Source organism: Pseudomonas subflava, from assembly GCF_023823685.1.
Classification (GTDB): Bacteria; Pseudomonadota; Gammaproteobacteria; order Pseudomonadales; family Pseudomonadaceae; genus Aquipseudomonas; species Aquipseudomonas subflava.
The window spans coordinates 67292-94285 of sequence record NZ_JAMXBF010000001.1; the positions used below are offsets into that span (position 1 = coordinate 67292).

General features: G+C 65.6%; 29 protein-coding genes and 1 pseudogene. 14 read left to right on the forward strand and 16 right to left on the reverse strand.

Translation table 11 applies throughout. From position 1 onward, the window contains the following. Positions 1 to 44 precede the first annotated feature (44 nt). Complete coding sequence (locus NF616_RS00260) at positions 45 to 1634, reverse strand: bifunctional 3-(3-hydroxy-phenyl)propionate/3-hydroxycinnamic acid hydroxylase (protein WP_252270822.1); 1590 nt, start codon at positions 1632 to 1634, stop codon at positions 45 to 47. A gap of 140 nt (positions 1635 to 1774) precedes the next feature. Here NF616_RS00260 and NF616_RS00265 point away from each other — a divergent pair, with 140 nt between their 5' ends. Beyond that, positions 1775 to 2749: a phytanoyl-CoA dioxygenase family protein gene (locus tag NF616_RS00265; RefSeq protein ID WP_252270824.1), complete on the forward strand. Its 975-nt coding sequence runs from the start codon at positions 1775 to 1777 to the stop codon at positions 2747 to 2749. Positions 2750 to 2761: 12 nt separating this feature from the next. Here NF616_RS00265 and NF616_RS00270 read toward each other — a convergent pair whose 3' ends face one another. After that, positions 2762 to 3373, reverse strand: coding sequence for a TetR/AcrR family transcriptional regulator (locus tag NF616_RS00270; RefSeq protein ID WP_252270826.1), 612 nt, complete (start codon positions 3371 to 3373; stop codon positions 2762 to 2764). A gap of 106 nt (positions 3374 to 3479) precedes the next feature. Between NF616_RS00270 and NF616_RS00275 the strand changes: the two genes are divergently transcribed. Further along, complete coding sequence (locus tag NF616_RS00275) at positions 3480 to 4415, forward strand: SDR family oxidoreductase (protein WP_252270832.1); 936 nt, start codon at positions 3480 to 3482, stop codon at positions 4413 to 4415. A gap of 369 nt (positions 4416 to 4784) precedes the next feature. Here the strand turns inward: NF616_RS00275 and NF616_RS00280 are convergent, their stop codons facing one another. Beyond that, complete coding sequence (locus NF616_RS00280; RefSeq protein WP_252270835.1) at positions 4785 to 5663, reverse strand: manganese catalase family protein; 879 nt, start codon at positions 5661 to 5663, stop codon at positions 4785 to 4787. A gap of 225 nt (positions 5664 to 5888) precedes the next feature. Between NF616_RS00280 and NF616_RS00285 the strand changes: the two genes are divergently transcribed. From NF616_RS00285 to NF616_RS00295, 3 genes are read left to right on the forward strand one after another with little or no spacing between them, the layout of a single operon-like run. Beyond that, on the forward strand, positions 5889 to 6158 hold the full coding sequence (locus NF616_RS00285; RefSeq protein ID WP_252270839.1) for a DUF892 family protein: 270 nt from the start codon (positions 5889 to 5891) through the stop codon (positions 6156 to 6158). Then, positions 6155 to 6460 carry a DUF2061 domain-containing protein gene (locus NF616_RS00290; protein WP_252270841.1) on the forward strand — a complete coding sequence of 102 codons (306 nt, stop codon included), beginning with the start codon at positions 6155 to 6157 and terminating at the stop codon, positions 6458 to 6460. The genes NF616_RS00285 and NF616_RS00290 overlap by 4 nt, the downstream gene beginning before the upstream one ends. 30 nt (positions 6461 to 6490) lie before the next feature. After that, positions 6491 to 6943 (forward strand): DNA methylase, encoded by a 453-nt coding sequence (locus NF616_RS00295; protein WP_252270842.1) that lies wholly within the window; start codon positions 6491 to 6493, stop codon positions 6941 to 6943. A 17-nt stretch (positions 6944 to 6960) separates the two neighbouring features. On the opposite strand, the pseudogene NF616_RS00300 reads toward NF616_RS00295, so the two are convergent. Further along, positions 6961 to 7456, reverse strand: a pseudogene (locus tag NF616_RS00300) (YciE/YciF ferroxidase family protein). 316 nt (positions 7457 to 7772) lie between these two features. Here NF616_RS00300 and NF616_RS00305 point away from each other — a divergent pair. After that, positions 7773 to 8516, forward strand: coding sequence for a polysaccharide lyase family 7 protein (locus tag NF616_RS00305; protein WP_252270845.1), 744 nt, complete (start codon positions 7773 to 7775; stop codon positions 8514 to 8516). 89 nt (positions 8517 to 8605) lie between these two features. Further along, positions 8606 to 9139, forward strand: a complete 534-nt coding sequence (locus NF616_RS00310) for a hypothetical protein (RefSeq protein WP_252270848.1) — start codon at positions 8606 to 8608, stop codon at positions 9137 to 9139. Here NF616_RS00310 and NF616_RS00315 read toward each other — a convergent pair. The 7 genes from NF616_RS00315 to NF616_RS00345 all read right to left on the reverse strand — a co-directional run bounded on the left by NF616_RS00315 (position 9114) and on the right by NF616_RS00345 (position 16630). Then, positions 9114 to 9929: a substrate-binding periplasmic protein gene (locus NF616_RS00315; protein WP_252270853.1), complete on the reverse strand. Its 816-nt coding sequence runs from the start codon at positions 9927 to 9929 to the stop codon at positions 9114 to 9116. The genes NF616_RS00310 and NF616_RS00315 overlap by 26 nt on opposite strands. Before the next feature lie 199 nt (positions 9930 to 10128). Beyond that, positions 10129 to 12228, reverse strand: coding sequence for a PAS domain-containing sensor histidine kinase (locus NF616_RS00320; RefSeq protein WP_252270855.1), 2100 nt, complete (start codon positions 12226 to 12228; stop codon positions 10129 to 10131). Positions 12229 to 12406: 178 nt separating this feature from the next. Then, complete coding sequence (locus NF616_RS00325) at positions 12407 to 13843, reverse strand: catalase (protein WP_286674861.1); 1437 nt, start codon at positions 13841 to 13843, stop codon at positions 12407 to 12409. An 81-nt stretch (positions 13844 to 13924) separates the two neighbouring features. Then, the gene (locus NF616_RS00330) at positions 13925 to 14662 is read right to left on the reverse strand and encodes a hypothetical protein (RefSeq protein ID WP_252270862.1); all 738 of its coding nucleotides are present in this window, start codon (positions 14660 to 14662) and stop codon (positions 13925 to 13927) included. Then, positions 14659 to 15222: a cysteine hydrolase family protein gene (locus NF616_RS00335; RefSeq protein WP_252270864.1), complete on the reverse strand. Its 564-nt coding sequence runs from the start codon at positions 15220 to 15222 to the stop codon at positions 14659 to 14661. The genes NF616_RS00330 and NF616_RS00335 overlap by 4 nt, the downstream gene beginning before the upstream one ends. A gap of 48 nt (positions 15223 to 15270) precedes the next feature. Further along, the gene (locus NF616_RS00340) at positions 15271 to 16095 is read right to left on the reverse strand and encodes an alpha/beta fold hydrolase (protein ID WP_252270866.1); all 825 of its coding nucleotides are present in this window, start codon (positions 16093 to 16095) and stop codon (positions 15271 to 15273) included. 28 nt (positions 16096 to 16123) lie between these two features. After that, a complete protein-coding gene (locus NF616_RS00345) occupies positions 16124 to 16630 on the reverse strand; it encodes a hypothetical protein (RefSeq protein WP_252270868.1) in 507 nt (168 codons plus the stop codon). A gap of 318 nt (positions 16631 to 16948) precedes the next feature. On the opposite strand from NF616_RS00345, the gene NF616_RS00350 reads away from it, so the two are divergent. The 4 genes from NF616_RS00350 to NF616_RS00365 all read left to right on the forward strand — a co-directional run bounded on the left by NF616_RS00350 (position 16949) and on the right by NF616_RS00365 (position 19862). Then, complete coding sequence (locus NF616_RS00350; RefSeq protein ID WP_252270872.1) at positions 16949 to 17584, forward strand: response regulator transcription factor; 636 nt, start codon at positions 16949 to 16951, stop codon at positions 17582 to 17584. Positions 17585 to 17678: 94 nt separating this feature from the next. Then, the gene (locus NF616_RS00355) at positions 17679 to 18047 is read left to right on the forward strand and encodes a response regulator transcription factor (RefSeq protein WP_252270878.1); all 369 of its coding nucleotides are present in this window, start codon (positions 17679 to 17681) and stop codon (positions 18045 to 18047) included. Positions 18048 to 18171: 124 nt separating this feature from the next. Further along, complete coding sequence (locus tag NF616_RS00360; protein ID WP_252270880.1) at positions 18172 to 18786, forward strand: cysteine hydrolase family protein; 615 nt, start codon at positions 18172 to 18174, stop codon at positions 18784 to 18786. A 23-nt stretch (positions 18787 to 18809) separates the two neighbouring features. Next, positions 18810 to 19862, forward strand: a complete 1053-nt coding sequence (locus NF616_RS00365) for an aldo/keto reductase (RefSeq protein WP_252270882.1) — start codon at positions 18810 to 18812, stop codon at positions 19860 to 19862. Positions 19863 to 19869: 7 nt separating this feature from the next. Here NF616_RS00365 and NF616_RS00370 read toward each other — a convergent pair whose 3' ends face one another. Continuing rightward, complete coding sequence (locus tag NF616_RS00370; RefSeq protein ID WP_252270885.1) at positions 19870 to 20640, reverse strand: SDR family oxidoreductase; 771 nt, start codon at positions 20638 to 20640, stop codon at positions 19870 to 19872. Positions 20641 to 20730: 90 nt separating this feature from the next. Continuing rightward, complete coding sequence (locus NF616_RS00375; RefSeq protein ID WP_137971305.1) at positions 20731 to 20949, reverse strand: DUF3820 family protein; 219 nt, start codon at positions 20947 to 20949, stop codon at positions 20731 to 20733. 119 nt (positions 20950 to 21068) lie between these two features. Here NF616_RS00375 and dgt point away from each other — a divergent pair, with 119 nt between their 5' ends. Continuing rightward, positions 21069 to 22535: a dGTPase gene (gene dgt, locus NF616_RS00380; RefSeq protein WP_252270888.1), complete on the forward strand. Its 1467-nt coding sequence runs from the start codon at positions 21069 to 21071 to the stop codon at positions 22533 to 22535. Positions 22536 to 22872: 337 nt separating this feature from the next. Here dgt and ahpF read toward each other — a convergent pair whose 3' ends face one another. The 3 genes from ahpF to NF616_RS00395 form a co-directional block, all read right to left on the reverse strand. Continuing rightward, positions 22873 to 24426, reverse strand: coding sequence for an alkyl hydroperoxide reductase subunit F (ahpF, locus tag NF616_RS00385; RefSeq protein ID WP_252270893.1), 1554 nt, complete (start codon positions 24424 to 24426; stop codon positions 22873 to 22875). Positions 24427 to 24558: 132 nt separating this feature from the next. Beyond that, positions 24559 to 25122 carry an alkyl hydroperoxide reductase subunit C gene (ahpC, locus tag NF616_RS00390; protein WP_252270894.1) on the reverse strand — a complete coding sequence of 188 codons (564 nt, stop codon included), beginning with the start codon at positions 25120 to 25122 and terminating at the stop codon, positions 24559 to 24561. A 146-nt stretch (positions 25123 to 25268) separates the two neighbouring features. Further along, a complete protein-coding gene (locus tag NF616_RS00395; RefSeq protein WP_252270895.1) occupies positions 25269 to 25889 on the reverse strand; it encodes a hypothetical protein in 621 nt (206 codons plus the stop codon). Positions 25890 to 26060: 171 nt separating this feature from the next. Between NF616_RS00395 and NF616_RS00400 the strand changes: the two genes are divergently transcribed. Further along, the gene (locus NF616_RS00400; RefSeq protein ID WP_252270897.1) at positions 26061 to 26504 is read left to right on the forward strand and encodes a flavodoxin; all 444 of its coding nucleotides are present in this window, start codon (positions 26061 to 26063) and stop codon (positions 26502 to 26504) included. Further along, positions 26504 to 26971, forward strand: coding sequence for a cupin domain-containing protein (locus NF616_RS00405; RefSeq protein ID WP_252270901.1), 468 nt, complete (start codon positions 26504 to 26506; stop codon positions 26969 to 26971). Before NF616_RS00400 ends, NF616_RS00405 begins: the two co-directional genes overlap by 1 nt. Positions 26972 to 26994: the final 23 nt, after the last annotated feature.

Below are 26994 nucleotides of genomic sequence, written 5' to 3' on the forward strand. Positions count from 1 at the left end.
TAGGCCCGATGATAGTGGAAGCGTCCGCATTGGGGCAGACCCACTCAATAGCCGAGCAGTGCCAGGCTTTCCCTGATCAGCTTGCCGGCCTGGGCTTGCGGGCCCTCATGCATGACGATGCGATCGGGACGCACCACTGCGAGCGAGCCGGCTGGTGCCTTGCCGAGCAGGGCGTTGTTGAGGTCCTCGACAAAGGGGGTTGCAGCACGGCTCATCTGCCCCTGCAGCCCGACGTGCAGGTAGTGACCGCCGCAACCCTCCCAGCAGCGGCGAATTTCTTCGTCCAGTAGGGTGCGAGGGTCGATGCCGAAGCCGACCAGGGTTAGGTGGTCGCCCAGGCTATCGTCACTGAGGCTGATGCTGCCATTCTGTGTACGTACAAGCCCCTGTGGGAACAGCCCGCCACGACGTAAGCGGCGACCACGGGCCACCGGCATGAACAGGCCACGTTTGAAGTTGTTCTTTGGCTTGATCTCCAGTTCCTCGAACAGTGATCTCAAGTAAGGGACCAGCCTTAACGATCGCATCAGCCCGTGCACCAGAAAGGCCACGGGAGCATTCTTGGGCATCACCAGGCCCCCCATCATTTTAGCCAGCGCGATCATTTCGCGGGCATGAGGGCGACGTTCCTGGTCGTAGCTGTCGAGAATCTTCGAGCTGGCGCGGCCATTCACTACCCAGGCGAGCTTCCAGGCCAGGTTGGCGGCATCGCGCAGGCCGGCCACCAGACCTTGGCCGACGAAGGGCGGGGTGATATGCGCCGCGTCGCCGATGAGGAACACCCGGCCGCTCTGGAAGCGTTCGCAGCAACGCGCGTGGAATCGGTAGACCGCCTTGCGCTCGATCTTCAGCTGGTCCGCATCTATCCAAGGCTGCAGCAAGGCGGCGATGTGTTCATCGTTCTCCATCTGCTCACGGGTTTCGCCGGCCCGGAGCATGAATTCCCAGCGCTCTCGTCCGCCAGGTGCCGGCATGTGCGGGGTAGGGCGGCGGTGATCGCAGATGAACTCGATATGGTCGATGGCCTGTTGTTCGCGCTCGGCCGCGTCGACGATCAGCCAGTCCTGGCTGTAGCTGGTGCCCTGGAACTCCTGGCCGATCAGGCTGCGCACTTTCGAGCTAGCGCCATCGGCGCCTACCAGGTATTGCGAACGGACCTGCTGCAGGCTGCCTTCTTCATCGCGCAGGATGGCCAGCACTCCGCTGTCATCCTGGATCAGGTCCACCAGCTCGAAGCCACCCTGGTGCTGAACACTGGCGAAGTGGCGGGACTGGGCGCGCATCGAGTGCTCCAGGTCCGGTTGATAGAAGGTCACCAATTTCGGATGGCCGTCCAGACTGCCGCTGGTATTGGCGCGACCGAACTGGCCGACCATCGGGCAGTGCATGCGTACCTCGGGTATGACGATCTTGTCGAACGCATCCTCGGCCAGGCCGGCCAGTTGAAGGATGCGCAGCGCCTCGTTGTCGAGGGCGATCGCGCGGGGCATCAGCAACACCTCATGAACCCTGTCGACCGCCAGGACGTGAACTCCATAGCGACCGAGCAAGGCGGCCAGCGTGGCGCCAACGGGGCCGTAACCGATGATCAGTATGTCCACTGCTGCAGGCAGCTTGGTCTTGTTGTCGTGCATGTCGGTCTCTTGTCGTTATTGAGGGCGCGGTTTGTTTGTGGCAGATTATTCAAAAATGAGCAATCTCTCAATATTGAGTTGTTCCGCGATTTCCCTATTCCAATTACAAACCGAGCACGCTGTGCCGAGGGAGTTGAACCATGTCCTATCCCGCATACCCCGTACGAGTCCTGACCGCCGAGGAAATCCAGCGCTACCGCGACGATGGCGTGGTGATGATCAAGGGGGCGATTGACCCGAACTGGATGGCGATGATCGAAAGCGGCCTGGAGGCGGCGCGGAGCAATGCATCCGTGGTGGGGCGGTTCATGTCGCGCAAGGTGGAGGGCTACCAGATGGATATCTTTCTCTGGAAGCGCATTGATGCTCTGCGCGACCTGATCTACTACGGCCCCTTCGCCCGCTGGGCCCAGCAGTTGATGGGCTCCCAGGAGGTCCGCTTCTTCTACGACCAGATGTTCGTCAAGGAGCCCGGTACGGATGCCCCCACGCCGTGGCACCAGGACCTGAGCTTCTGGCCGATTCGCGGCGAGCAGATCTGCTCGTTCTGGATTCCCTGTGATCCGGTCAACCGTGAGAACAGCGGGCTGCTGTACGTGAAGGGCTCGCACAAGTGGCCACAGCGCTTCAAGGCGATCTCGCCGGATTACGTGGCGGCGATCATCGATGACGGGATGGACGATATTCCGGACATCAATGCCCATCCCGAGCGCTATGAGCTGCTCGACTGGGACATGGAACCGGGCGATATCCTGATGTTCCACCCGTTGACGCTGCACGGCTCATACGGCAATCAATCGAGGACCCGTCGTCGGCGTGCCTTGGCCTTGCGCTGGACCGGCGACGACGTTGTCTATGCGCCTTCAGCCAAGCGTATGCCCATTCATTTCGAGCACGCCTCGCTGCCCGGAGGCGCGCTGCGTGGCGCGGCATTCCCCCGTATTCTGCCGGCGATGGACCCTCTGGAGCGGGCAGTTCGCGCCACTCCCGAGCGGCCAAAGTTCTCCAGCCTGCTGCGGTCGTCTCTCGATAACGCCATCGCCGCTACACGGCTGTCGCTGGAAAGGGGGAAAAGGAAGTCCCTTCAGCAGACCTGGTCACGCCCCGATGTTTGAGGGGCAGGGCAGTCAAACCTCGGACTTCAGGCTGGCGAGGGCTTCACAGAAAATGTCCGCCATCGGCTTCCTTTGTCGGCTCTGGTTGCCCCAGGCCTGTGTTGTCAGCTTCATCGCGCCGATGCAGATGATCGCCACCATCCGTAGCGCCACCTGGCGCTCGGGTTGCCTCCAGACTTCGCAGAGCGTGGCAAACAGCGCCTGCTCCTGCTCTGCGTAGAAGATCTGCTTGCGCGCAAGCAGTGACTCGCTCGAACGCATCAGGTTGTCGAGAGACGTCATTTCCTCGGTGGTGTAGCGCGACATCTGCTTCGCCATGACATCGCGCACGGCGTCCAGTGGTTGCTCATCGGGCGAGGTCTTGAGCAGGTCTGCGCACATGCTGGCCCAGCCGGCGTCCATGACCGACATAACGATATCGTCCTTGGACTTGAAGTAGGAAAAGAAGGTGCGCCGCGAGATACCGGCTTTGGCGGCGATGGCGTCCAGTGTCGTTGCCTGGTAGCCATTGGCGAGAAACAGGCTCAGCGCGGCGTCGACGATGCGCTGATGCGTCTCTCGGCGCTTTTGCTCACGCACGCCTTCCGCGGGTGTGCGGCCGCTGGGAAGAGAGGGTTTTGACATATGCTGTGCCTTATTGTAATTCTGCACTCGGTGCAATTAAGCTTGCACTAGATGCTTTTAAAAGTGCACTCAGCATACCTTCCATCCGTTCTGCGGGGCAAAGGCCATGGCCAGCTGGAAAACTTCTGACATTTCCTTCCAAGGCGGCCGAACGGCCGTGGTGACCGGAACCGGCGGCATCGGCTTCCAGGTTTCACTGGCGCTGGCCCGAGCTGGTGCTCAGGTCATTGTGGCGGGGCGAAATCCCTTGAGAGGCGCTGCAGCCATCGAGCAGATTCGCCGGGAGGTTCCGGCGGCAGACGTTCGTTTTGAGGCGGTCAACCTGGCCTGTCTGGAATCGATAGAGGCCCTGGGCGAGCGCTTGCGCTACTCGCAGGACAGTCTGGAGCTGCTGGTCAACAACGCGGCGGTCATGACGCCGCCGATGCGCCGGGAGACGTCCGACGGCTTCGAACTGCAGTTTGGCACCAACTATCTAGGGCACTTCGCTCTGACGGCTCGGCTACTGCCATTGCTGCGCAACGGCTTGAACCCGCGTGTTGTTAGCCTGTCGAGCGTGGCGGCGCGACGCGGCGCCATCAACTTTGACGACTTGCAGTCAGAACGCGACTACAAGCCAATGGTGGCCTACAGCCAATCCAAATTGGCCTGCCTCATGTTCGCACTCGAGTTGCAGCGCCGCAGCAATGCGGAGTGCTGGGGCATCCAGAGCATCGCATCCCATCCGGGCATCGCGCGGACCGAACTGATACCTAATGGCATGGGTGCCCGCAGCGTGCCAGGGATGCTCCGCCGCTACATGTGGTTCCTGTTCCAGCCCGCGGCGCAGGGGGCGCTACCCACTCTGTTCGCCGCCACGGCGCCTCATGCTCAGTGCGGCGGTTACTACGGTCCGAACGGGCTCAGCGAAACTCGCGGTTTCCCAACCTCGGCTTTCATCCCGCGAAGAGCGCTGAATACGGCTGATGCTGCGAGGCTTTGGGCGGAATCGGAGCGCATAGTTGAGCTGCACTATCCCGCGACGGAGAGTCATGTTCCTTAACCAAGCTGACCCCAGATTTATGCCGGGGGAAGGGTCTACGAAGGGCGGCTTTTGGCCGATAGCAGCCAGTCACCAGCGTCTGCTACCGGCCGGTGGCTTCCAGTTAAAATATGTATCTGTCATTTGTTCGGCTTGGAACTCATCGTCTGCGGGACCAGTAGCCTGGCTGTGCCGGACTAGGACCCATGGCAACGCAGCCGCTCAACTTTGAAAGTATCTGAGGCCGGAATAGAGTCTTGGGAACTGTCAGCAAGACGCGCACCTGCAGCGCAACAGCGGTTTACCAAAGAAAAGCCAGGCAATTGCCTGGCTTTTCTTTCACTGCGATCTCCGGCTCGCCGGCTGCGTTTCGCCTCGCAGCGGTGGGCGTCACTTTTTCGAGTAGGCGCCCGAGCCGAGGTCTGCACCCGTAAGCGGGTCGAGGGATGGATCGGATGCAGTGCGCACCGCCATCTGCTTTACAACATCCGCCTGCTTCTTCGGAAGCTTGACGGTCGGGTCACCATCGCCACCGTCCACTGCCGGCTCGGGATTCTCCACGAACTCCCACTCATCGCCCTGGTTCCAGGGGCCGCGAAGATCGCCATCACCTTGGGACATGTTGAAGTAGACGTTGGTGAACTCGGGCATGCCGGGCAGCTTGCCTTGCGGGAAGTTGGGCTGGATGGTGTGCAGCGCCTTCTCGAACGATTGCTGGTGCGCCAGTTCGCGGGTCATGAGGAAGCCCAGTGCCTCCTTGATGCCCGGATCATCCGTGACGTTGATCAGCCGCTCGTAGACGATTTTGGCCCGTGCCTCGGCCGCGATGTTGGAGCGGAAATCCGCGGTGGGTTCGCCGATGGAATCCACGTAGGCCGCGGTCCACGGCACGCCCGCGGAGTTGGTCAAGGCCGGGCCGCCGCCATAAAGCAACGAGGTGATGTGCGAGTCGTTGCCGCCTTCGGTCAGCGAGCGATAAAGCACCGCCTCCTTCTCCACCGCCTCGGCCAGATCGCCTTTGGCGCCTTTGTTCAGCATCCCGACGATCGAGCCGATGATCTCCAGATGACTCAGCTCCTCCGTTGCGATGTCCAGCAGCAGGTCCTTGCGGCCTGGGTCGTCCTCATTCAGGCCCTGGGTGAAATAGCGCATCGCTGCGGCCAGTTCCCCCTGTGGCCCGCCAAACTGCTCCAGGAGCAGGTTGGCTAGGCCCGGGTTGGGGCCAGCAACACGCACGGTGTATTGCAGTCGCTTGTTATGTACGAACATCAATGACTCCTCCGGTTGGGTTCGTCCCTAATGTTTTTCTGCGAGGCCGTCCGGGCTCATCAAAGATGAAGAGTCGCCCTCAAGTGGCACAGTTCAGGGAGATTGCGTACCGGCCGCAAGCGAAGCGAGAGCCTCTAGCACGGGGGGTTGCCGACGGCGAATTAGGTTGAACCCAGGATGCGGACAGGCTTCCGACATACAGGGCACCACCGGAGGAATAGCGCTATGGCTGACAAACGAGCAAACCTAGTCGACTGGCTGCGCGACGCCCATGCGATGGAGCAACAGCCGGAGCAGATGCTCAGCGCGCAAAAGTCGCGACTGGAAAACTACCCGAAGCTGCGCACCCGAATCGAAAAGCAGACGCATAAGGCATGCGAGCAGATCCTGCCGCAGGAGATCGCGATGGCCGAGTGGCTCAAAGAGCACCTGCCAGAGTTGACCCAGGCCTTCCTTGATCGCTCCGAGACACCGGGGCTCGAGGCCAAGAGATGAGAGCCGTGCTTCGTGGATGCTGTCGGGCTGGGGTTCAAGACCAACAGCCCTTGCTCAAGACCCTGAGCTTTGCCGTGCTGCACTTTTGCATAGCATTTACGGTTGCCTACCTGCTGACGGGAAGTCTCTTGACCGGTGGCCTTGTCGCACTCATCGAGCCTGCCTGTAACACCGTCGCGTTCTATTTCCACGAGCGCTTGTGGAACAAGCGTGGCTCCCCTGTACGGCGCGAAGAAGGGCATGGTCATGGCAACTTCATTGGTGCGTTCAAGTCGCAGGGCAACCGGCAGGAAAGCCCATGAACGCAATGCGCATCTGACCTGATCGGCGTGGTGACCAACAAGCGTGTTACAGCGCAGCAGCTCGGCCTGGATGAGGGACTGGCCAAGGCAAGTGACGCTGCGCTGTTCAAGTGGCTGGTCGCGTGCCTGCTATTCGGAAAGCCGATCCAGCAATCGATTGCCGAGCAGGCCTACCGGGTCATCGTCGATCAGCACAAGTTGGATACGCCGCAAAAGCTGGGCAACTCCAGCAAGGCAGCGCTGGTGAACATGCTCGGTAAGGCGCGCTATGTTCGGTACGATATTTCCACCGCGGATCGCCTGGTGAAGTTGTGCCGAAAGCTGGATATGCAATATGGCGGGAAGATCAGCGCCATGCATCAGCAAAGCGTCAATCGCGACGAGTTCGAACGACGCCTGGCCGAATTCGAGGGCGTAGGCCCCAAGACTATTGAGATATTCATGGGGGAGGCGGCGTCAGGTTTGTACGGGGAGAACGACTGAGCGTTCTCCCACTTTCCTTAGGACAGCGTCGCCGCTTGGTTGCCGCCTTCTTCCGCGATATTGGTCAGCTTCTCATCGGTACTCTTTTCTTCCGCCATCGTTTCCTTCAGCAGCGATATCGCCTCTGAATCGAGCCCAAGGTGCTTGGCCATCGCAAGTAGAGTGCCGTACCCCGAAATTTCGTAGTGCTCCACCTTCTGCGCTGCGCCGATCAAGCCGGCATCGAGGACGGGGCCTTTCTCGATCTCGTCGATGAGCTCTTTGCCTTCTTCGATCAAGCCCTCCATAGCGATGCACTTCATGCGCTTGAGCTTCAGGCCGGTAATCTCAACCACCTTATCGATACGCTCAATTTGTCCTTGGGTCTCTTCGATGGGCCTGAAAGGCTTGGCTCAGGAGCGGGTTGGTGGCCGCCCGTGCCATTTTCGGCAACGCCCGGGTGATCTGCTTCTCCGCGCTGTAGATGTCGGAAAGTTCGTGAATGAAAAGGTCCTGGATTGTCTTTCGAGCCATCATTCGTCTCCTCGGCGCTTGTTGTCAGGGCAAGTGCCCCTGAGGATCGACAGATCGGCTGGAGCGGGAGTTCAGGCAATCGCTGACTGTGGCGACTGTTGGCTCTCTAGCTGGAAGCGTGAGGCCGTATATGGCCGATGATGGCTTTCGGCAGAAGCAACCCGTTGTCTGCGTAACTGCTGAACGATCACCGGGCGCTGCCGTCGCGGTTCGGGGGCGCAGCGGAAGATCGCCTGTCATGTGAAACCCGGATACTGATCGCGCTGTCTGCACTGGGTCTGGATGGGACGTCCCAATTGCCATAGTGAGTAAGCCAATGCGTCGATCACTCCTTTGCCTGGCCGGTGTGCTGCTGATCGCCGGCTGCAGCCACGATGAACAGACCGACTACCGTTCGCCGTCCGGCAACTACGATTTGAGCCACTGGAAGCTGACGCTGCCGGACGACGACGCCAGCGAGGTGGACAACGCCAAGTTGCGCGACGGCTATGCCTCGCGCTACTTCCACCTGGCCGACAACGGCGCTATGGTCTTCGTCGCGCCGTCCGGCGCCGGCAGCACCAAGAACTCCGATTACCCGCGCTCCGAGCTGCGTGAGCTGCTCGACCCGACCGACGACAACCGCAACTGGTCCGGCAGCGGCTTCCACCAGCTCAGCGCCAGCGCCCGCGTGCTGCGCGCGCCGAGCACGCAGAAGATCATCGTTGGGCAGATCCACGGCTTCGACGCCCGCCCGCTGATCAAGCTGCAATGGCAAAAAGGCAAGCTTAGGGCGCTGATCAAGCGCCATCCCAAGGGCCCCAATGAGGACATCAGTCATGTCTTCGCCACGCCGGTGGACAACGACCTGTTCTCCTATGTCATCGAGCTGCGCGACGGCGTGCTGGCGGTGGAGGTCAATGGCGAACGCATCACCCACGACGTCTACGCCGAGGACCCGGCTTGGCGCGATGTGACCTTCTATTTCAAGGCCGGCGCCTACGTGCAGGACGACGACGAGGACGGCGACGACGACCTGGGTGAGGTGCAGTTCACCCAGTTGAACGTGCGCCACGACTGAAAGGCGAGGTGCCGCTCACCGGCCGAACGTGCGCCACGACTGGTCGGCGGCTATCCTATGCGCCCGTTTCGCCCGCCCAGGACCGTCCCATGAATGCCCAGCTCCTCGAACTCATCACCCTGATCAGCTCCGGCTGCATGACCGACGAGGAGATTGCCCGCATCGCCGACGAGGCCGCCCAGGCCTACGCCGACCCGGCGGCATTCCTGGCTGCCAATCCGGACATCAACTACGACGACGATTTCCCGATTCCGCTGGGCGAGTGGGTGGTGATCGGCAGCCTGCCGGAGACCGTGCTGTTCCAGGCGGACTCCTACGACCAGCTGCTGCAGCAGATCATCGACTCCTTCGGCCCGCAGGTGAGCTTCAACATCAAGCCCAAGCAGTTGCAGAAGGTCGAGCCGCTGAAGGCGCTCAACCGCATCCAGGTGCAGCTCTCGGCGCTGTACAAGGAGAAGGGCGGCTACGTGCTGGTGGACCTCAGCGAGCCGCTGGATGACGAGCTGCAGTGCGTACTCGTCTACACCAGCGACCTGCCGCGGGTGCTGGCGCTGGCGGTGGAGGTCGGCATCTATGCGGCGCCGGCCCTCGAAGCGCTCAAGGCCGAGCTGGAGCCCGACTGAGCTCGCTCGCTGCCGGGCAGGGCAGGGCGGCGAAGCCGTAGCGAGCCGCCGTGGTGCGCCATTCGGGCTGGCAGTGCAGGGCGTCGATGGCAGCGTTCAGCGGTTCCAACAGCTCACCGGCGTGTTTGCCCACCAGAATATGCCGCGTGAAGCCGGCCTCTCCGCCGGGTACCGGGAGGGCCGCCAGGCGCTCGCCCAGCCCGGGCTTGCGGCTCAGGTGGCGATACATCAGCTGATTCATGAAGGTCAGGTCTCCGCGCCCGGCGGCCACCATCTGCAGGGTCTGCAATTCGCTATTGAAGTCCTCCCGCTGCAGTTGGCCGTTCTTCACCAACTCGTCGAGCAGCCTCAGCCGCTGACCGCGCACGGCGAGCAGGCGCTTGCCCTGTAGCCAGGCCCGGTCCGCTTCCGCCGGCGCCTGCTCCGCCCGCATGACCAGCACGTTGTGATCCTGGAACAGTGGCTTGCTCCACAGGTATTCACGCTGCTGCGCATCGCCGACGAACCCGGGGCTGAGCAGCATTACCACGCCGTCGAACTGCGCCGGCTCGCGCAGGTGCTGCTGCAGCAGGCGGGCGCGTGGCAGGTTGCGCAACTGCAGGCGGTAATGCCCGACCAGCAAGCGGTTCAATTGGTCGACCAACTCGGGCACCAGGCCCTGCTCGCCGGCGATCAGAAAGGGCGCGGCTTCGTAGGTGTTGAACGCGGGAATCGGCTTTGCCGCGGCCGCGGCAGGAAGTGTCGGCAACAGCGCCAGCAGGAGAATTAGGAGTGGGGTGGTGTGCGGCATGCCGGGGTCCTGGGGTGTGCCACCCGGAATCGCGGCCGGTTCGATGCGGGGCGGGGCCGGCGCGGGATTCCCGTTGCTCGTTGTTGTGATTGACCGCCGACGGCGCGATTCGATCCTGCGTCGGCACTCCGCCGCTTCGCCGGCGAGATGAGTACGCCTGCAAACTCGACGAGGGGGCAGGGCCGCGGCCCGATTCGGCTCAGCCTGGCAGCGCCGGCAGGCGAATGACGAAGCAGGCGCCCTGGCCGACGGGGCGCGGTTCCACGGCAATGGTGCCGCCGCAGCTCTCGACGATGCTGCGGCAGATCGGCAAGCCCATGCCCATGCCGTTGCGCTTGGTCGTGAAGAAGCTGTCGAACAGCCGCTGCACATGCTCATCGGCGATGCCGGGGCCGCTGTCCGTCACCGTCAGCAGCAGCCATTCGGGACTCTCCCTGCGGGTGGAGAGCACGATGCGGCGCTCCTCGCACTCGGTCTGGGCCATGGCCTGCGTGGCATTGACCAGCAGGTTGACCAGCACCTGCTGCAACAGGGTGCGGTCGCCGTTCAGCTTCGGCAGCCCGGCGCGCAGGTGCAGCTCCAGCAGCACCCGCTGGCTGCTCAGCTCGTGGCGCAGAAAGGCCACGGCCTCGCGCACCACGGCGTTGAGCGCCAGCGGTTGCGGTTCGGGCGTCTGGTGCCTGGCCATGCCGCGGATGCGCGCGATGATTTCGGCGGCGCGGCGGGCATCGGCCACCATGTGCTGGGTCAGGTCGCGCACTTCGTCGAGGTCCGGCTGCGGGCGACCGAGCCAGCGCAGGCCGGCCTCGCCGTAGGTGGCGATGGCAGCCAGGGGTTGGTTGACCTCATGGGCGATGGAAGCGGTCAGCTCGCCGAGCATGGAGATGCGTGCGGCGTGCATCAGGTCGCTCTGCATGCGCTCCAGGCTGTTGCGCGACGCCACCAGTTCGCTAATGTCGATGTTGCCCACCACCACCATGCCGCGGTCACGCATCTCGGGCGGCGCGGTGACGAAGAACAGGACGTCCAGCTCGCGGCCGTCCAGGGTGCGCGTCTTGGTTTCGGCCAGGTAGCCCGGCTCGCGGCGCCAGGCCGCCTCCAGGCTGTGACGGAAGGCCTCGTCGCGGCCGGGAATCCAGAAGCGCGTCACCGGGCCGAGCATCTCGCTGCGCTCCTTCGCGCCGTACAGCGCCATGGTGCGCTGGTTGACGTCGATGGCGACGGTGGCGTCCATCGCCCGGCGGACGAACTCGGGATGCTCGTCGATGTGGGCGGCCAGGTCGCTCACGCCCTGCTCGCGCAGCTCGGCGAACAGGCGATTGGTACCGCTGGAGTCGAGCTGCCAGAACGACACCGCCATCACCTCGAACAGATTGCGGTAGCGGAACTCGCTCTGCTCCAGCGCGGCGTAGGCCTGATTGCGCGCGGAGAGGTCGATCACCCCGACCATGAGCAGGCCCTTCTCCATGTTCTCCGGCGGGAAGGAGGCGGTGAACAGCGCATCGAACTCCTCGCCGTCGATGGAGCGCAGGCGGGTCTCCTTGACGTAACTGGGCGCCTTGGTCACCGCGGCGATCACGCTCTCGGCGAACACCTCGGAGCTAGCATGCGGCCAGAACGGCTCCACCGTGGTCAGCAGCTCGCGCTTGTCGCCGCGGCCGAACAGGCGCACGGTCTGCTCGTTCACATCCAGCACGCGGGTGGCCAGCATCATCTCGCGCACCAGTTCGGGGTGGTCGGCGAAGTGCTGACGCAGGTTGGTGACGCCGCTCTTGTACAACGCCCGGACCATGCCGCCGACGGCGCTGAAGTCCAGCTCCCAGAACGACGCGGCCATGGCCTGGAACAGGTTGCGGTAGCGGTATTCGCTCTCCGCCAGCGCCTGGTTGGTGGCCCGGCGGGCGGCGATGTCGCGGCCGCTCTCGACGATGCCGAGCGGCGTGCCGTCGGCGGCGCGGTGCAGCGACCAGCGCGCCTCAATCAGCAACTCGCGGCCGTCCGCGCTGCGCCGGCCGATCTCGCCGCACCAGCGCCCGTCGTCGTGCGCCTGGCGGTCCAGCTCGGTGATGGGCAGCGCGTGGCGGCAGCGCAGCAGTTCGTGGGCGGGCTGGCCGAGCGCCTCGGCGGCGCTCCAGCCGTAGAGCGTTTCGCAGGCCTTATTCCAATAGCGGATATGGCCCTCGAGGTCGCGCAGGAAGATGCTTTCGTCGACCAGGTCGAGCAGCTCCAGGCCCGGCAAGGCGCCGGCCGCCCAACGGTCGTCGAGTGGAGTCAGGGTGCCGCAGTCTTGCCCTTCCATTACTCCTCCCACACCGGCGCCAAGGCGCCTGCCGACAGACCGAAAGGCCGAGCATGGCACAGCGCCACGCTTAACCTTCCAAGGCTAGTCGCAGTCGGCGAAAGTGCGCGTTCGACTTTCGTCCAAGGCGGGTGTGGTGGGAGGGCTGCCGGGCACCGCGAGGGTGCCCGGCATGGCGTCACTCGAGCAGGCGGGCGACGGCCTCGCGTACGCCGGCGCCGTACGCGGGGTCGGCCTTGCTGCAGTTGCCGATGTGCCGCTCGATCACCTCGAGCGAGGCGCCGTGGATGGCCCGCGCGGTGTTGTCGAACAGCGTCTGTTGCTGCGCCGGCGACATCAGGCGGAACAGCGCCCCGGGCTGCGAGTAGTAGTCGTCGTCGACCCGGTGGTTCCAGTGGTCGGCGGCCCCTTCCAGGCTCAGCGGCGGTTCGGCGTATTCCGGCTGCTCGGCCCATTCGCCGTAGCTGTTGGGTTCGTAGGCCAGGCGCGAACCCTGGTTGCCGTCGACGCGCATCTGGCCGTCGCGGTGGTAGCTGTGGTACGGGCAACGCGGCGCGTTGACCGGGATCTGCGCGTGGTTCACGCCCAGGCGGTAACGCTGCGCGTCGCCGTAGGAGAACAGCCGGCCCTGGAGCATCTTGTCCGGCGAGAAGCCGACGCCCGGCACCACGTGGGCGGGGTTGAAGGCGGCCTGCTCGACCTCGGCGAAGACGTTGTCCGGGTTGCGGTTGAGCTCCAGCACGCCGACCTCGATCAGCGGGTAGTCTTTGTGCGGCCACACCTTGGTCAGGTCGAAGGGGTTGATGCCGTAAGTGCCGGCCTCATGCTCCGGCATCACCTGGACGTAGAAGGTCCAGCGCGGGAAGTTGCCCTTCTCGATGTTCTCGTAGAGGTCGCGCTGGCTGCTCTCGCGGTCCACGGCCACCACCTGCCCGGCCTCGGCGTCGCTGAGGTTGCGGATGCCTTGCTGGGTCTTCCAGGTGAACTTCACCCAGTGCCGCTCGTTGGCGGCGTTGATGAAGCTGTAGGTGTGGCTGCCGAAGCCGTGCATGTGGCGGTAGCCGTCGGGCACGCCGCGGTCGCTCATGACGATGGTGACCTGGTGCAGCGCCTCCGGCAGGTTGGTCCAGAAGTCCCAGTTGTTCTGCGCGCTGCGCATGCCGGTGCGTGGGTCGCGCTTCACCGCGTGGTTGAGGTCGGGGAACTTCAATGGGTCGCGCAGGAAGAACACCGGCGTGTTGTTGCCGACCAGGTCCCAGTTGCCCTGTTCGGTGTAGAACTTGATGGCGAAGCCGCGGATGTCACGCTCGGCGTCCGCCGCACCGCGCTCGCCGGCCACGGTGGAGAAGCGCACGAAGATGTCGGTCTGCTTGCCGATCTGGGCGAACGGCGCCGCGCGGGTGTAGCGGGTGATGTCGTGGGTGGTGGTGAAGGTGCCGTAGGCGCCGGAGCCCTTGGCGTGCATGCGCCGCTCGGGGATCACCTCGCGGTCGAAGTGGGCGAGTTTTTCCAGGAACCACACGTCCTGCAGCAGGGCGGGGCCGCGCGGCCCTGCGCTCTGGATGTTCTGGTTGTCGACGACGGGCGCGCCGACGGCATTGGTCAGCTTCTTCATGATCATGCTCCTCGTTGTTGTAATGGCAGTAATCGTTGCTGGCGGCGGCCGGCCCGGCGAGCCGGGCCGGCGCGGCGTGTGTCAGTCCTTGGCGTTCCAGGTGGCCGGCAGCGACAGGTCGCCGGAGGCCACGTCCCACACGCTGGAGACGCACAGCAGCGGGTCGTGCAGGTCGGCGTTGACCTGCAGGGCAGCGGTCACGCCGTCGTAGTTGAAGGTCTCGGGAAAACCCACGGCCTTCAGCGGCACGCGGATCTGCGCGGCGTCGTCCTTCACGCTCAGGTCGTAGCCGGGCGAGTCGATGTAGATCGGCGCGCCGGGCCAGGTCGGCGGCAGCTTGGGCTTGGCGCCCTCGGGAATGTCGCGCACCTTGAGGCCGGACGGGCCGCAGGTTGCATCCTTGGTCAGCACCACCCAGTGCGAGTGCCAGAGACCGCCGTCGTTGTCCTTCTTGCCGTCGGCGTTCTCGTCCAGCTGCGGCGTGTCGTCGAAGTCGGGGTGCGATGTCAGGGCCAGGGCGAGGATGCCCGAGCCCGCCTCGAAGCCGACGCTGCCGGCGTCCAGGCTGGTCGGCCAGACGTAGCTGTACACCTCGGCGCCGGCGAAGCTGCCCTTGGGCGAGGGCATGCGGCTGCCGGCCTTGGCATCGACCAGCTGCTCGAACACCAGCATGCCGCCGTCCTTGGACACCCGGGTGTGCACCAGGTCGAAGGCTGCCTCGACCTTGGCGGTCTTCTCGCTGTGGATGCCGCCCGGTTCGTGGGCCTGCGCCGAGGCGACGAACGCGCCGGCCAGGCCGAGTGCGAGGAGGCGCTTCATGCGGCGTTCCTCGTGTGCTGGCCGAGGTACTCGGCGGTGGAGATCACCGGCGCATAGCCGAAGCTCAGCGCCGCCATGAAGGCCGCGTGCACGTGGGCCGCCGGCACCTTTACCCCGTCGAACTCCAGGTCGAGGGTGGCGCAGGCGTCGTGCAGCACCGTGGTGCGGTAGCCGAAGTCCACCGCCGTGCGGGTGATGCCGTCCACGCACATGTGGCTCATGTTGCCGACCACCACCACCTCGTCCACGCCGGCGTCGTCGAGCACCTGCTTCAGCTCGGTCTCGCGGAACGAGTTGATGTAGTGCTTCAGTACCACCGGCTCGCCGGGCTGGTTGATCACGCTGGGGTGGAGCTGCGCGCCTTCGCTGCCGGGGCGGAAGAAGGGCGCGTCCTGGCGGGTGAATTCATGGCGGATGTGCACCACCAGGTCACCACTGGCGCGGAATGCCGCGATCACCTGGGCGGCCTTGGCGGCAGCGGCCTCGACCTTGCTCAGCGTCCACAGGCCGCCGGGGAAGTAGTCGTTCTGGATGTCCACCACGATCAGTGCCTTGCTCATCTCGTCTCTCCTTTTTCGCAGAGCCCGCCGGGCGGCGGGCAAGTGGGATCAGCTGCGCAGGAAGGCCAGCAGGTCGGCGTTGAGTTGGTCTTTGTGGGTGTCGGCCAGGCCGTGGGGCGCGCCGGGGTAGACCACCAGCTTGGCGTCGGCGATGAGCTTGGCCGAGGCCAGGCCGGCGGCGCCGATCGGCACGATCTGGTCGTCGTCGCCATGCAGCACCAGGGTGGGCACGTCGAACTTCTTCAGGTCGTCGCGGAAGTCGGTGGCGGAGAAGGCGGCGATGCAGTCGTAGGCGCTCTTGTGGCCGGCCATCATGCCCTGCATCCAGAAGGCGTCGATGATGCCCTGGGACGGCTTGGCGCCCGGGCGGTTGTAGCCGTAGAAGGGGCCGCCGGCGATGTCCTTGTACAGTTGCGATCGGTCGGCGACGGAGCCGGCGCGGATGCCGTCGAACACCTCGATGGGCAGGCCGTCGGGGTTGCTCTCGGTCTTCAGCATCAGCGGCGGCACGGCCGAGATCAGCCCGGCCTTGGCCACCCGGTCGGTACCGTGGCGGCCGATGTAGCGCGCCACCTCGCCGCCGCCGGTGGAGAAGCCGAACAGCACCAGGTCGCGCAGGTCGAGAACCTCGATCAGCTCGGCCAGGTCGTCGGCATAGTGGTCCATGTCGTTGCCGTGCCAGGGCTGGCTGGAGCGGCCATGGCCGCGACGGTCGTGGGCGATCACCCGGTAGCCGTGGTCGGCGAGGAACAGCATCTGCGATTCCCAGCTGTCGCCGTTCAATGGCCAGCCGTGGCTGAACAGGATGGGCTGACCGCTGCCCCAGTCCTTGTAGTAGATCTCGACGCCGTCGCGGGTAGTGATGGTGGCCATGCGAAGTGCTCCTTTTCTGTTTTGGGTACTACTGCGGTTGGGCCAGCCCGGCGTGCCGCGCGCGCAGGCGCAGGCACTGGTAGCCGAAGCCGACCAGGAAGAGGAGCAGCGCGACCAGGAGGGCCAGCTTCACCTCGGGGGAATCGGGGCCGTTGCCGATGGGCGCGGACGGCGGCAGGCGCGACAGGGATTCGTTGAGCCCCGGAATCATCAGCAGCAGGAAGCTGAAGCTCATGCAGGCCGTTTCCAGGTACGGGCGCAGCTGGCCGAGGCGCTGCAGCTGCAGGCTCTGGCGGCCGAGCAGGATGACCGCGAGGGCCAGCAGGCCGATGGCGTGGCCGCTGTTGAAGCCGCCCGTGCTGGACAGGCCGAAGGCGCTCACCACCGAGCCGAGCATGCCGTACCAGTAGGTCTCGCCCAGGGCGCCGCGCGGCGGAATGCGGCCGAGGCGGAGAAAGGCGTAGAGGCCGATCAGCACCGGCGCCAGGCTGATGGCGGTGTGGACGATGCCCAGGGTGGAGAGGGGAGTGGCCATGGTGTCGTACCTCCAGCAGATGGAACCGCATGGGGCGTCGCCGTCTGCCTGGGGCTACTGCACGGTGTGCCGTCCGGGGTCGCACTGCCGACCCGTGTTGCCGACTATGGGCGGCCGGCGCCGGGGCGACCATTCTACGAAGGGGCGTGCGGCGCCATATCTAGGTATGAGGTCACCATCCACAAGCACGGCCCGACCCAGACGCCGCGCGGCGCAGGCGCCTATACCTTGGTATGGGTGCCCCGCGCGCTGGGTCGGGGTAGGGTGCCGGGCTACGACTAGACTGTGGGGCTGGGAATGTCGGGCGAGGAAGGCGTAATGCGGGAAGAGGCGGGACTGGTTCATATCGTCGACGACGACACATCCCTGCGTACGGCACTGGACAGTTTGTTCCGCTCGGTCGGCATGAGCACCCGGCAGTACGGCTCGGCCCAGGAATTCCTCGACGCCGAGCACCCCGAGCAGGCCTCTTGCCTGGTGCTCGACGTGCGCCTGCCCGGGCGCAGCGGTCTGGACTTCCAGGCCCAGCTGCTGGAGCTGAAGAATCCCATCCCGGTGGTGTTCATGACCGGCCACGGCGACATCTCCATGTCGGTGCGCAGCATGAAGGCTGGCGCCGTCGACTTCCTGACCAAACCGTTCCGCGACCAGGACATGCTCGACGCGGTCGCCGCCGCCCTCGACAAAGATCGCCTGCGCCGTGCCCAGCAGCGCGACGCCGACGGCGTGCACGAACGCTTCGCCAGCCTCAGCCCGCGCGAGCGTCAGGTGATGGCGCTGGTCACCACCGGGCGGCTGAACAAGCAGGTGGCCGCGGAGCTGGGCCTGAGCGAAATCACCGTGAAGATCCACCGCGGCCATGCCATGCAGAAGATGCAGGCGCGCTCCCTCGCGGAGCTGGTGAAGATGGCCGGCGTGCTGCAGCTCGAACGCGACGGCACGTTGCGCACATGAACCTCCGTATGATGTTCAAGTCTCTTTCTTCGCGCCAAGCTGCATTCGACTGACACGCGACCGTCCGCCGCGTAGGCCTGCCGAGGATGAGCCAGTGTCCGATTCTCCGCTGATTTCCATCATCGACGACGACGAGTCGGTGCGCCTGGCCACCGCCAGCCTGCTGCGCTCGGAGGGCTATCGCACCGAGCTGTTCGCCAGCGCCGAGGATTTCCTGGCCAGCGATGCTGCGCGCTTCGCCTGCGTGGTCAGCGACATCCAGATGGCCGGCATGAGCGGCATCGACCTCACCGGCCAGTTGCTGGCCGACGACGCCGACGCGCGCATCATCCTGATGACCGCGCGCACCGAGGAAGACCTGCACCAGCGTGCCGGCGCCAGTGGCGCCGTCTGCCTGCTGAACAAGCCCTTCGCCGCCGAGCAGCTGCTGAACTGCGTGGAGCGCGCGCTGACCCGCGGCTGACCTATACCAATGCATGAGCCGGCTGAACCGCGGTCTGATGGCGTCGGCGGCGGTGTGGCGCGACGATCATCCCCGGACCGACCGGAGCCACGAACCATCGCGGCGCGGTCCGAAGGAGAAGATCATGGGCTATTCGAAGCGGGACACCGGGCTGCTGCTGGTTGATCCCTATAACGACTTCCTCAGCGAGGGCGGCAAGCTCACCGGGTTGGCCAAGCCCGTCGCCGATCGCCTCGGCACCCTGGCCAATCTGCGCGCCGTGGTCGACGCCGCGCGCCAGGCCGACATCCGCATCTTCTATGTGCCCCATCATCGAGCGCGGCCCGACGATTTCCAGTGCTGGGCGCATGCCAGCCCCTACCAGTTGGGTGCGGCGAAGGCCCAGGTCTTCGCGGCCGGCAGCTGGGGCGGCGAATGGCACCCGGATTTTCAGCCCCAGGCGCAGGACGTGCTGGTACAGGAGCACTGGGGCAGCAGCGGCTTCGCCAATACCGACCTGGACCTGCAGCTCAAGCAGCACGGCGTGCGCCGGGTGATCGTCGTTGGCCTGTTGGCCAACACCTGCATCGAGGCCACCTCGCGCTTCGCCGCCGAGCTGGGCTACCACGTGACTCTGGTGCGCGACGCCACCGCCGCCTTCTCCGAAGAGGCGCTGCATGCCGCTCATGAGATCAACGGGCCGACCTACGCCCACGCCATCCTCACCACAACCGAAGTGATCGCGGCCCTGGCCGCCTGAGCAAACCTCACGGGAGAATCGCCATGCGCTACACCACTTTCGGCCGCCGCTGCGGCCTGCGTGTTTCCGAACTGGCTCTGGGTACCGGCAACTTCGGTACCGGCTGGGGCCATGGCGCCGAGCGCGACGAGGCGCGGAAGATCTTCGACGGCTACGTCGAGGCCGGCGGCAATTTCTTCGACGCCGCCAACGGCTACCAGGCCGGCCAGGCCGAGGTGCTGCTCGGCGAATTCCTCGGCAGCCAGCGCGACGATTTCGTGGTGGCGACCAAGTACAGCCTCGGCACCGCGCCCGGCGCCGGCATCGCCCACACCGGCAACAACCGCAAGAACCTGGTGCGCGCGGTGGAGGAAAGCCTCAAGCGCCTCAACACCGATCACCTGGACCTGCTGTGGGCGCACATCACCGACGGCATGACGCCGATGGACGAGATTCTGCGCGGCTTCGACGACCTGGTCAGCGCCGGCAAGATCCACTACGCCGGGCTGTCCAACTTCCCGGCCTGGCGCATCGCCCGCGCCGACCTGCTGGCCGAGCTGCGCGGCTGGGCGCCGCTGGTGGGCATCCAGCTGGAATACAGCCTGGCCGAGCGCAGCGCCGACCGCGAGCTGCTGCCGATGGCCGAGGCGTTGGGCCTGGGCGTCACCCAGTGGTCGCCGCTGGGCGGCGGCTTCCTCACCGGCAAGTACCGCGCCGGCAACGACGACAGCCGCGCGACCAAGCTGGGCATGCTGGTGCATGGCGAGAAGAGCACCCGCGAAACCGCCATTCTCGATGCATTGCTGCGTGTGGCAGAGGAGCAGGACAGCAGCGCCACGCGGGTGGCCATCGCCTGGCTGCTGCACAAGGCGCGGCGCTTCAGCACCGCGCTGATCCCGATCCTCGGCTCACGCACCCGCGAGCAATTCGATGCCACCCTGGGCGCGCTGCAGCTGAGCCTGAGCGACGAGCAGTTCGCTCGTCTGGACGCCGCCAGCGCCATCGCGCTGGGCGTGCCGCACGAGCAAGCGGAGCAGATGCGCGAGCCGCTGTCCGGCGGGCGCGACCTGCACTGGCCGCGGGTGCCGGTGGTCTGAGCGATGACTAGAGGCTGAAGCCGCCGTCGATGGGGATGATGGCGCCGGTCATGTAGGCGCCGGCCGCGCTGCACAGGCTGATGGCCAGGGCCGACATCTCCTCCTCGCGGCCCCAGCGGCGCATCGGGATGTGCGCCACGTCCTCGGCCATGGCCGCCTCGTCGCCGGCGATGTGGCGGGTCATCTTGCTGGGGAAGCGTCCGGGGGCGATCACGTTGACGTTGATGTGTTCGCTCACCAGCTCGCGGGCCAGCAGGCGCGACAGCTGGTGTAGCGCCGCCTTGCTCGGGCCGTAGGCGTAGGCCTGTTCGCCGAAGGAGCTGATGCCGGCCACCGAACCGATGTTGATCACCCGTGCCGGGCTGGCCTCGCTACCCGCCTTGCGCAGCAGCGGCAGCAGTTGCTGGATGCAGCTGAACACGGCGGTGACGTTGAGCTGCATGACCTTCTCCCAGCCCTTGACCGGGTAGCTCTCCAGCGGCGCGCCCCAGGTGGTGCCGGCGTTGTTCACCAGAATATCGAGTTGCTCGATGCGGCCGCTCAGTTCCTCGGCCAGGGCGCGGGCGCCTTCTTCGCCGGACAGGTCGGCGGCCAGGCCGATGCACTCGCCATGCAGCGACAGTTCTTCGGCCACCTGCAGGCAGGCGGCGCCATCGCGGCCGCAGATGAACACGCGCGCGCCGGCCTCGAGCAGGCCCTGAGCGATCATCCGGCCGATGCCGCGACTGCCGCCGGTGACCAGGGCGGTACGGCCCTGCAGGCTGAAATAGGGATGCATGGCGATTCCTCGAAGGTGGGAGACGAGCCCGTACCCTAAACGAGGCGGCCGACGGGCGCGGCGCTTATTGCCGGCGCAAATGCCGGGGCATCAGCGTTTGCCCTGGCGTAGCGGCTCCAGCAGCGGCTTGAGGCCGTTGTGGTCGATCTCCTGCATCAACGCGAGCAGGCGGCCGATCTCGCCCTTGGGAAAACCCTCGCGGGCGAACCAATTGAGGTAGTTACCGGGCAGGTCGGCGATCAGCCGGCCCTGGTATTTGCCGAAGGGCATGGTGCGGGTCACCAGCAGGAGGAGGTCTTCGGGATTCATGGCGTGGTCGAGGTGAAAGGGGCGCTCAGGATAACCCGGCGGCACCGCGGCGCGGCCAGCGTTGTCGTCGCGGCGGCCGCCGCGGTAGGCTGCGGCCTGATCGGCAAGGAGCGAGTGCGTTGGACTTCAAGGCGAAGATTTCCCTGGGCCGTGCCCGCGACAGCGGCACGGCCCCCCGGCCCGGCGACGCCGACTGGCTGTTCGAACTGGGCGAGCACCTGGAGAGCGACCGCGGGCGCATTCTCAATTCGGCGGCGGTGCGGCGGCTGCAGCAGAAGACCCAGGTCTTCCCGCTGGAGCGCAACGCCGCGGTGCGCAGCCGCCTGACCCATTCGCTGGAAGTGCAGCAGGTCGGCCGGCACATCGTGCGCACGCTGTTCCAGAAGCTCGGGGACGATGCCAAGCGGTATGGCCTGGAGGATCTGGAGCGGGCGCTGGAAACCCTGGTGGAGATGGCCTGCCTGACCCACGACATCGGCAATCCGCCGTTCGGCCATTTCGGCGAATTCGCCATCGGCGACTGGTGCGCGCGCCACCTCGAGGGGCTGTTCGCCGCCGCGGTGCCGCAGGGTGATTCCGAGTTGCGCCAGCAGATGCTGACCGACCTCGCCGCCTTCGAGGGCAACGCCCAGGCCATCCGCCTGGTGCATCGCCTGCACGACATGAACCTGACCTACAGCCAGACCGCGTGCATGCTCAAGTACGTGCGCGCGGCGCACCAGCCGAAGCCGGAGCGGGGCAGCGCCGGCGCCTACCTGCGCAAGAAGCCGGGCTTCTACCTGAGCGAGCAGGGCTTCGTCGAAACACTGTGGCAGGCGCTGGGCATGCAGCCGCAGACCCGCTATCCGCTGGTCTACGTGATGGAGGCGGCGGACGACATCTCCTACTGCCTGGCCGACCTGGAGGACGCGGTGGTCAAGGGCATCCTCGACCTGCCACGGCTGTGCGAGCTGCTGCGCGGCACCTTCGCGCGCGACTGGCCGGACGTACGGGCTATCGATGCCAACGACCGCAGCTTCGACGAACTGCTGCAGGACGCCCTGCAGCGCGCCGACGACGAGCCGGTGGACAAGGTCGGCAAGTTCTTCATCCGCCTGCGGGTGAACCTGATCCATCCGCTGGTGCAGCACGCCGCCGAGCAATTCATCGCGCAGCTGGACGCGGTATACGCCGGCACCCTCGATCGCGCCCTGCTGGAGGACGACAGCCCCGCCTGCGCGGTGGTGCAGACGTTCAAGCGCGTCGGCGCCGAGCATGTGTTCTGCCACCGCGAGGTGGAGACCCTGCAGCTGCGTGGCCTGCGCATTCTGCAGGGACTGCTGGAGGTGTACGGCGCGCTGCTCGGCACGGGCGGCGGAGAGTTCGCCGCGCTGCTGGAAGGCCGCGGTCGCGCCGACCTGCGCATGCTGGTACGCCGCCTGCCCAGCCACCTGCTGGCCGCCTACCAGGTGGCCCTCGGCGAGCACGCCGGGGCGGACGCGCCGCTGTGGGAGTTCTACCACCGCGCACGGCTGCTCCTGGACTTCGTCAGCGGCCTTACCGACCAACTGGCCGAAGACGAATACCGGGTGCTCACCGCCCAGTAGGGGGCACCGTGGGCGCGCCGTGTTCGGCGTCGCGCCGGAGCCGCGGCTGTCGCGTAGGGTGCGCCATGCGCACCGATTGTACGGAGCGGTGATCGTTGGTGCGCACGGCGCACCCTACGTCCGGCGTTGCGTGGGGAGCGATATTCGGCGTTGCGCCGGAGCCGCGGTTGTCGCGTAGGGTGCGCCGTGCGCACCGTTTATACCGAGCGGTAATCGTTGGTGCGAGCGGTGATTATTGGCGCGTATCGCACAACCCATGGACAAGTCCATGTGAGTAAATCGCGGGCACGAAGAAGCCGGGTCTCTCGCGAGCCCGGCTTCTTCGTGGCGGCGCCGATCAGCTGTGGCGGATCAGGTAGTCGAAGGCGCTCAGGGAGGCCTTGGAGCCTTCGCCCATGGCGATGACGATCTGCTTGTACGGCACGGTGGTCACGTCGCCGGCGGCGAACACGCCGGGCACGTCGGTCTGGCCGCGGGCGTCGACTTCGATCTCGCCGAAGCGGTTCATCTCCACGCTGCCCTTCAGCCAGTCGCTGTTGGGCAGCAGGCCGATCTGCACGAAGATGCCTTCCAGCGCCACTTCCTGCACCAGCTCGGTGGCGCGGTCCTTGTAGACCAGGCCGGTGACCTTCTGGCCGTCGCCCTTGACCTCGGTGGTCTGGGCGCTCTTGATCACGGTGACGTTGGGCAGGCTGTAGAGCTTCTTCTGCAGCACGGCGTCGGCACGCAGGGTGTCGGCGAACTCCAGCAGGGTGACGTGGCCGACGATGCCGGCCAGGTCGATGGCCGCCTCGACGCCGGAGTTACCGCCGCCGATTACCGCCACGCGCTTGCCCTTGAACAGCGGGCCGTCGCAGTGCGGGCAGAAGCACACGCCCTTGGCCTTGTATTCCTGCTCGCCGGGCACGCCCATCTCGCGCCAGCGGGCGCCGGTGGAGATGATCACGGTCTTGGCCTTGAGGCTGGCGCCATTCTCGAACTGCACCTCGTGCAGGCCGCCTTCGGCCGCCGGAATCAGCGCGCTGGCGCGCTGCAGGTTCATGATGTCGACCTCGTACTCGCGCACGTGCTCTTCCAGCGCGCGGGCCAGTTTCGGGCCTTCGGTCTCCTTTACCGAGATGAAGTTCTCGATGGCCATGGTGTCCAGCACCTGACCGCCGAAGCGCTCGGCGGCGACGCCGGTGCGGATGCCCTTGCGCGCGGCGTAGATGGCGGCTGCGGCGCCGGCCGGGCCACCGCCGACCACCAGCACGTCGAAGGCTTCTTTGGCGTTCATCTTCTCGGCGTCGCGGCTGCCGGCCTGGGTGTCGATCTTGGCGAGGATTTCCTTCACCTCCATGCGACCCGAGGCGAACACCTCACCGTTCAGGTAGATGCTCGGCACGGCCATGATCTGGCGACGCTCGACTTCTTCCTGGAACAGCGCGCCGTCGATGGAGACGTTGCGGATGTTGGGGTTGAGCACGGCCATCAGGTTCAGCGCCTGGACCACGTCCGGGCAGTTCTGGCAGGACAGAGAGAAGTAGGTCTCGAACTCGAACGTGCCCTCGATGGCCTTGATCTGCTCGATGGTCTCGGCGTCCAGCTTGGACGGGTGGCCGCCAACCTGCAGCAGCGCCAGCACCAGCGAGGTGAACTCGTGGCCCATGGGGATACCGGCGAAGGTCAGGCCGATGTCCGCACCGGGGCGGTTGAGCGAGAACGATGGACGACGGGCGTCGTTGCCATCGGTCTTCAGGGTGATCTTGTCGGTCAGGCCGACGATGTCGTTGAGCAGCCCGAGCAGTTCCTGGGATTTCGCGCTGTCATCGAGGGACGCGACGATCTCGAAGGGCTGGGTGACCTTCTCGAGGTAAGCCTGCAACTGGGTTTTCAGAGTGGCGTCCAACATGACGGGAATCCTCTAGCGAATTTCGGACAAACAAACGCCCGGACGGATCGCGCCCGGGCGTTCGGGCACTTGCGGCTGGGGTACAGCGGCGAAGCGCGGAAACGGAGCGGGGCCGTAGCCCCGCGCAAGACCTTAGATCTTGCCGACCAAGTCCAGGGACGGAGCCAGGGTCTTCTCGCCTTCCTTCCACTTGGCCGGGCAGACTTCGCCCGGATGAGCGGCGGTGTACTGGGCAGCCTTCAGCTTGCGCAGGGTTTCGCCCACGTCACGAGCGATCTCGTTGGAGTGGATTTCCAGGGTCTTGATCACGCCTTCCGGGTTGATCACGAAGGTGCCGCGCAGGGCCAGGCCTTCTTCCGGGATGTGCACGCCGAAGGCGTTGGTCAGCTGGTGGGTGGCATCACCGATCAGCGGGAACTGAGCCTTGCCCACGGCCGGGGAGGTTTCGTGCCAGACCTTGTGGGAGAAGTGGGTGTCGGTGGTGACGATGTACACCTCGGCACCGGCCTTCTGGAACTCGGCGTAGTTGTTGGCGGCGTCTTCGATCTCGGTCGGGCAGTTGAAGGTGAAGGCTGCCGGCATGAAGATCAGGACGGACCACTTGCCCTTCAGGCTTTCCTCGGTCACTTCGATGAACTTGCCGTTGTGGAAAGCGTTGGCCTTGAACGGCTGAACCTGGGTGTTGATCAGGGACATTCTGAGAACTCCTTATGGTTTTTGAATGTGGGGTGAAGAATTTACGAGGCCTATCCTAGCGTCTGTGGCTAAAGACGCTAATTGATAGAACCCATGGATATGATTGCTTTGGCCTATGTCCTTGAGGACAAAAGAAATTGCGGTGTTCAGGATAGCGGTCGGCCGCCGATCCGCAATTCCGGGTGGCGCTGACGGTACTGCTCGAAGATGAACTGGCGCAAGCGTTCGACATGATCATCGTGTTGCAGCTGCAGCCGGTACGCCGCCTGCCGCGGGGCGATGCGGCGAATCCGCTCGCCGCGGATCGGCAGGCGAAGGTTGCCGGCAAGCGGCAGCCAGAGCGCGAAGCGGCCCGGCAGATCGTCGTTCGCCGCCTCGAGTACCAGGCCGTGGGGCGACAGCTCGAGGACCCGCAGGCCGGCGTCTTCACCGTTTTCCCGATGCAGGCGCAATGGCGTATCGAGCGTCACGCGCCAGGGGCGGCGCACGGCACCTTCCTGGTAGATGCTCGGTGCGCCCATCTCCAGGTGCAGGCCGTGCAACTCGTCTTCGACCAGTTGCAGAGGAAAGCTCATCCGGCAGTCGTCCAGGCGTGCTTCCAGGCACAGCCCTGCGTGGGTGCCCAGGCGTGCGAGCAGCGCGTTAGCGCTGGGGCCGCCGTCGATGGTGTAGCTGGGGAAGGGCAGGGACTTGCCGTTCAGGGGGCTGTCGAAGACGTGGCGGATGAAGTCCAGTTCCTCGCTGGACAGGCTGTTGTGCGCGGACATGACGATCTCCCGGCGTTCAGGGCGAATGGCGGCAAACTGCGCGTCTGCCACTCTGAAAAGCTGAGCACCGCAGCCTTGGGATTCGCGCGCGCAACGCGAGTTCAGAGCGGCCCGACGAACGCACATGCGGCATAATGCGCGGCCGATGCCCACTGCCTTGCGGAGAAATCCATGAAAATCGCCATCCTGTCCGGTTCGGTCTACGGTGCCGCGGAAGACGTTGCCCGCGTCGCCGTGGAGGTGCTGGAAGCCGCCGGCCACCAGCCCTGGCACAAGCTCGGCGTGACGCTCGAGGAGCTGCTCGCCTTCGGCCCGGAGGCCATTCTGGTGGTGACGTCCACCACCGGCATGGGCGAGCTGCCCGGCAACCTGCAGAACCTTTACTACGCGCTGCGCGACCGTTTCCCGGCGTGGAGCGGTGTGCCTGGCGCGGTGATCGCCCTGGGCGACTCCAGCTACGACGTGTTCTGCGGCGGCGGCGAGCAGATGCGCGAGCTGCTGCTGGAATTGGGCGTGCGCGAGGCGCTGCCGATGCTGCGCCTGGACGCCAGCGAGACCGTCACGCCCGACACCGATGCCAAGCCCTGGCTGACCGAGCTGGCCCAGGCGCTCTGATGCATCCGCGCGTCGCAGAGCTGATCCGCGAGCTGCAGTTGGCCGCCCATCCCGAGGGTGGTTATTACCGGCGGCTGTTCACCTCGTCGGTGCGCGATGGCGCTGGCCGTGCCGCCTCCAGCGCCATCCTGTTCCTGCTGCCGGGCGGGGTCGCCAGCCGCTGGCACCGCATTGACGCAGACGAACTCTGGCACTTTCACGAGGGTGCACCGCTGGAGCTGCTGATCGGCGAGACGCCGGATACGCTGCGCCGCGAGGTCCTCGGCCCGGTGGCCGACGGCCAGCTGCCGCAACGCGTGGTGCCGGCAGGCGCCTGGCAGGCGGCGCGCAGCCTGGGCGATTTCACCCTGGTCGGCTGCACGGTGGCGCCGGAGTTTCGCTTCGAGGACTTCCGCCTGCTGGCCGACGATCCGCAGGCACGGGCCGCCTGGCCGCTGCTGAGCCGCGACCACGCCGACCTGGTCTGACCCGCAAGGCCAGTGCGCTGGCC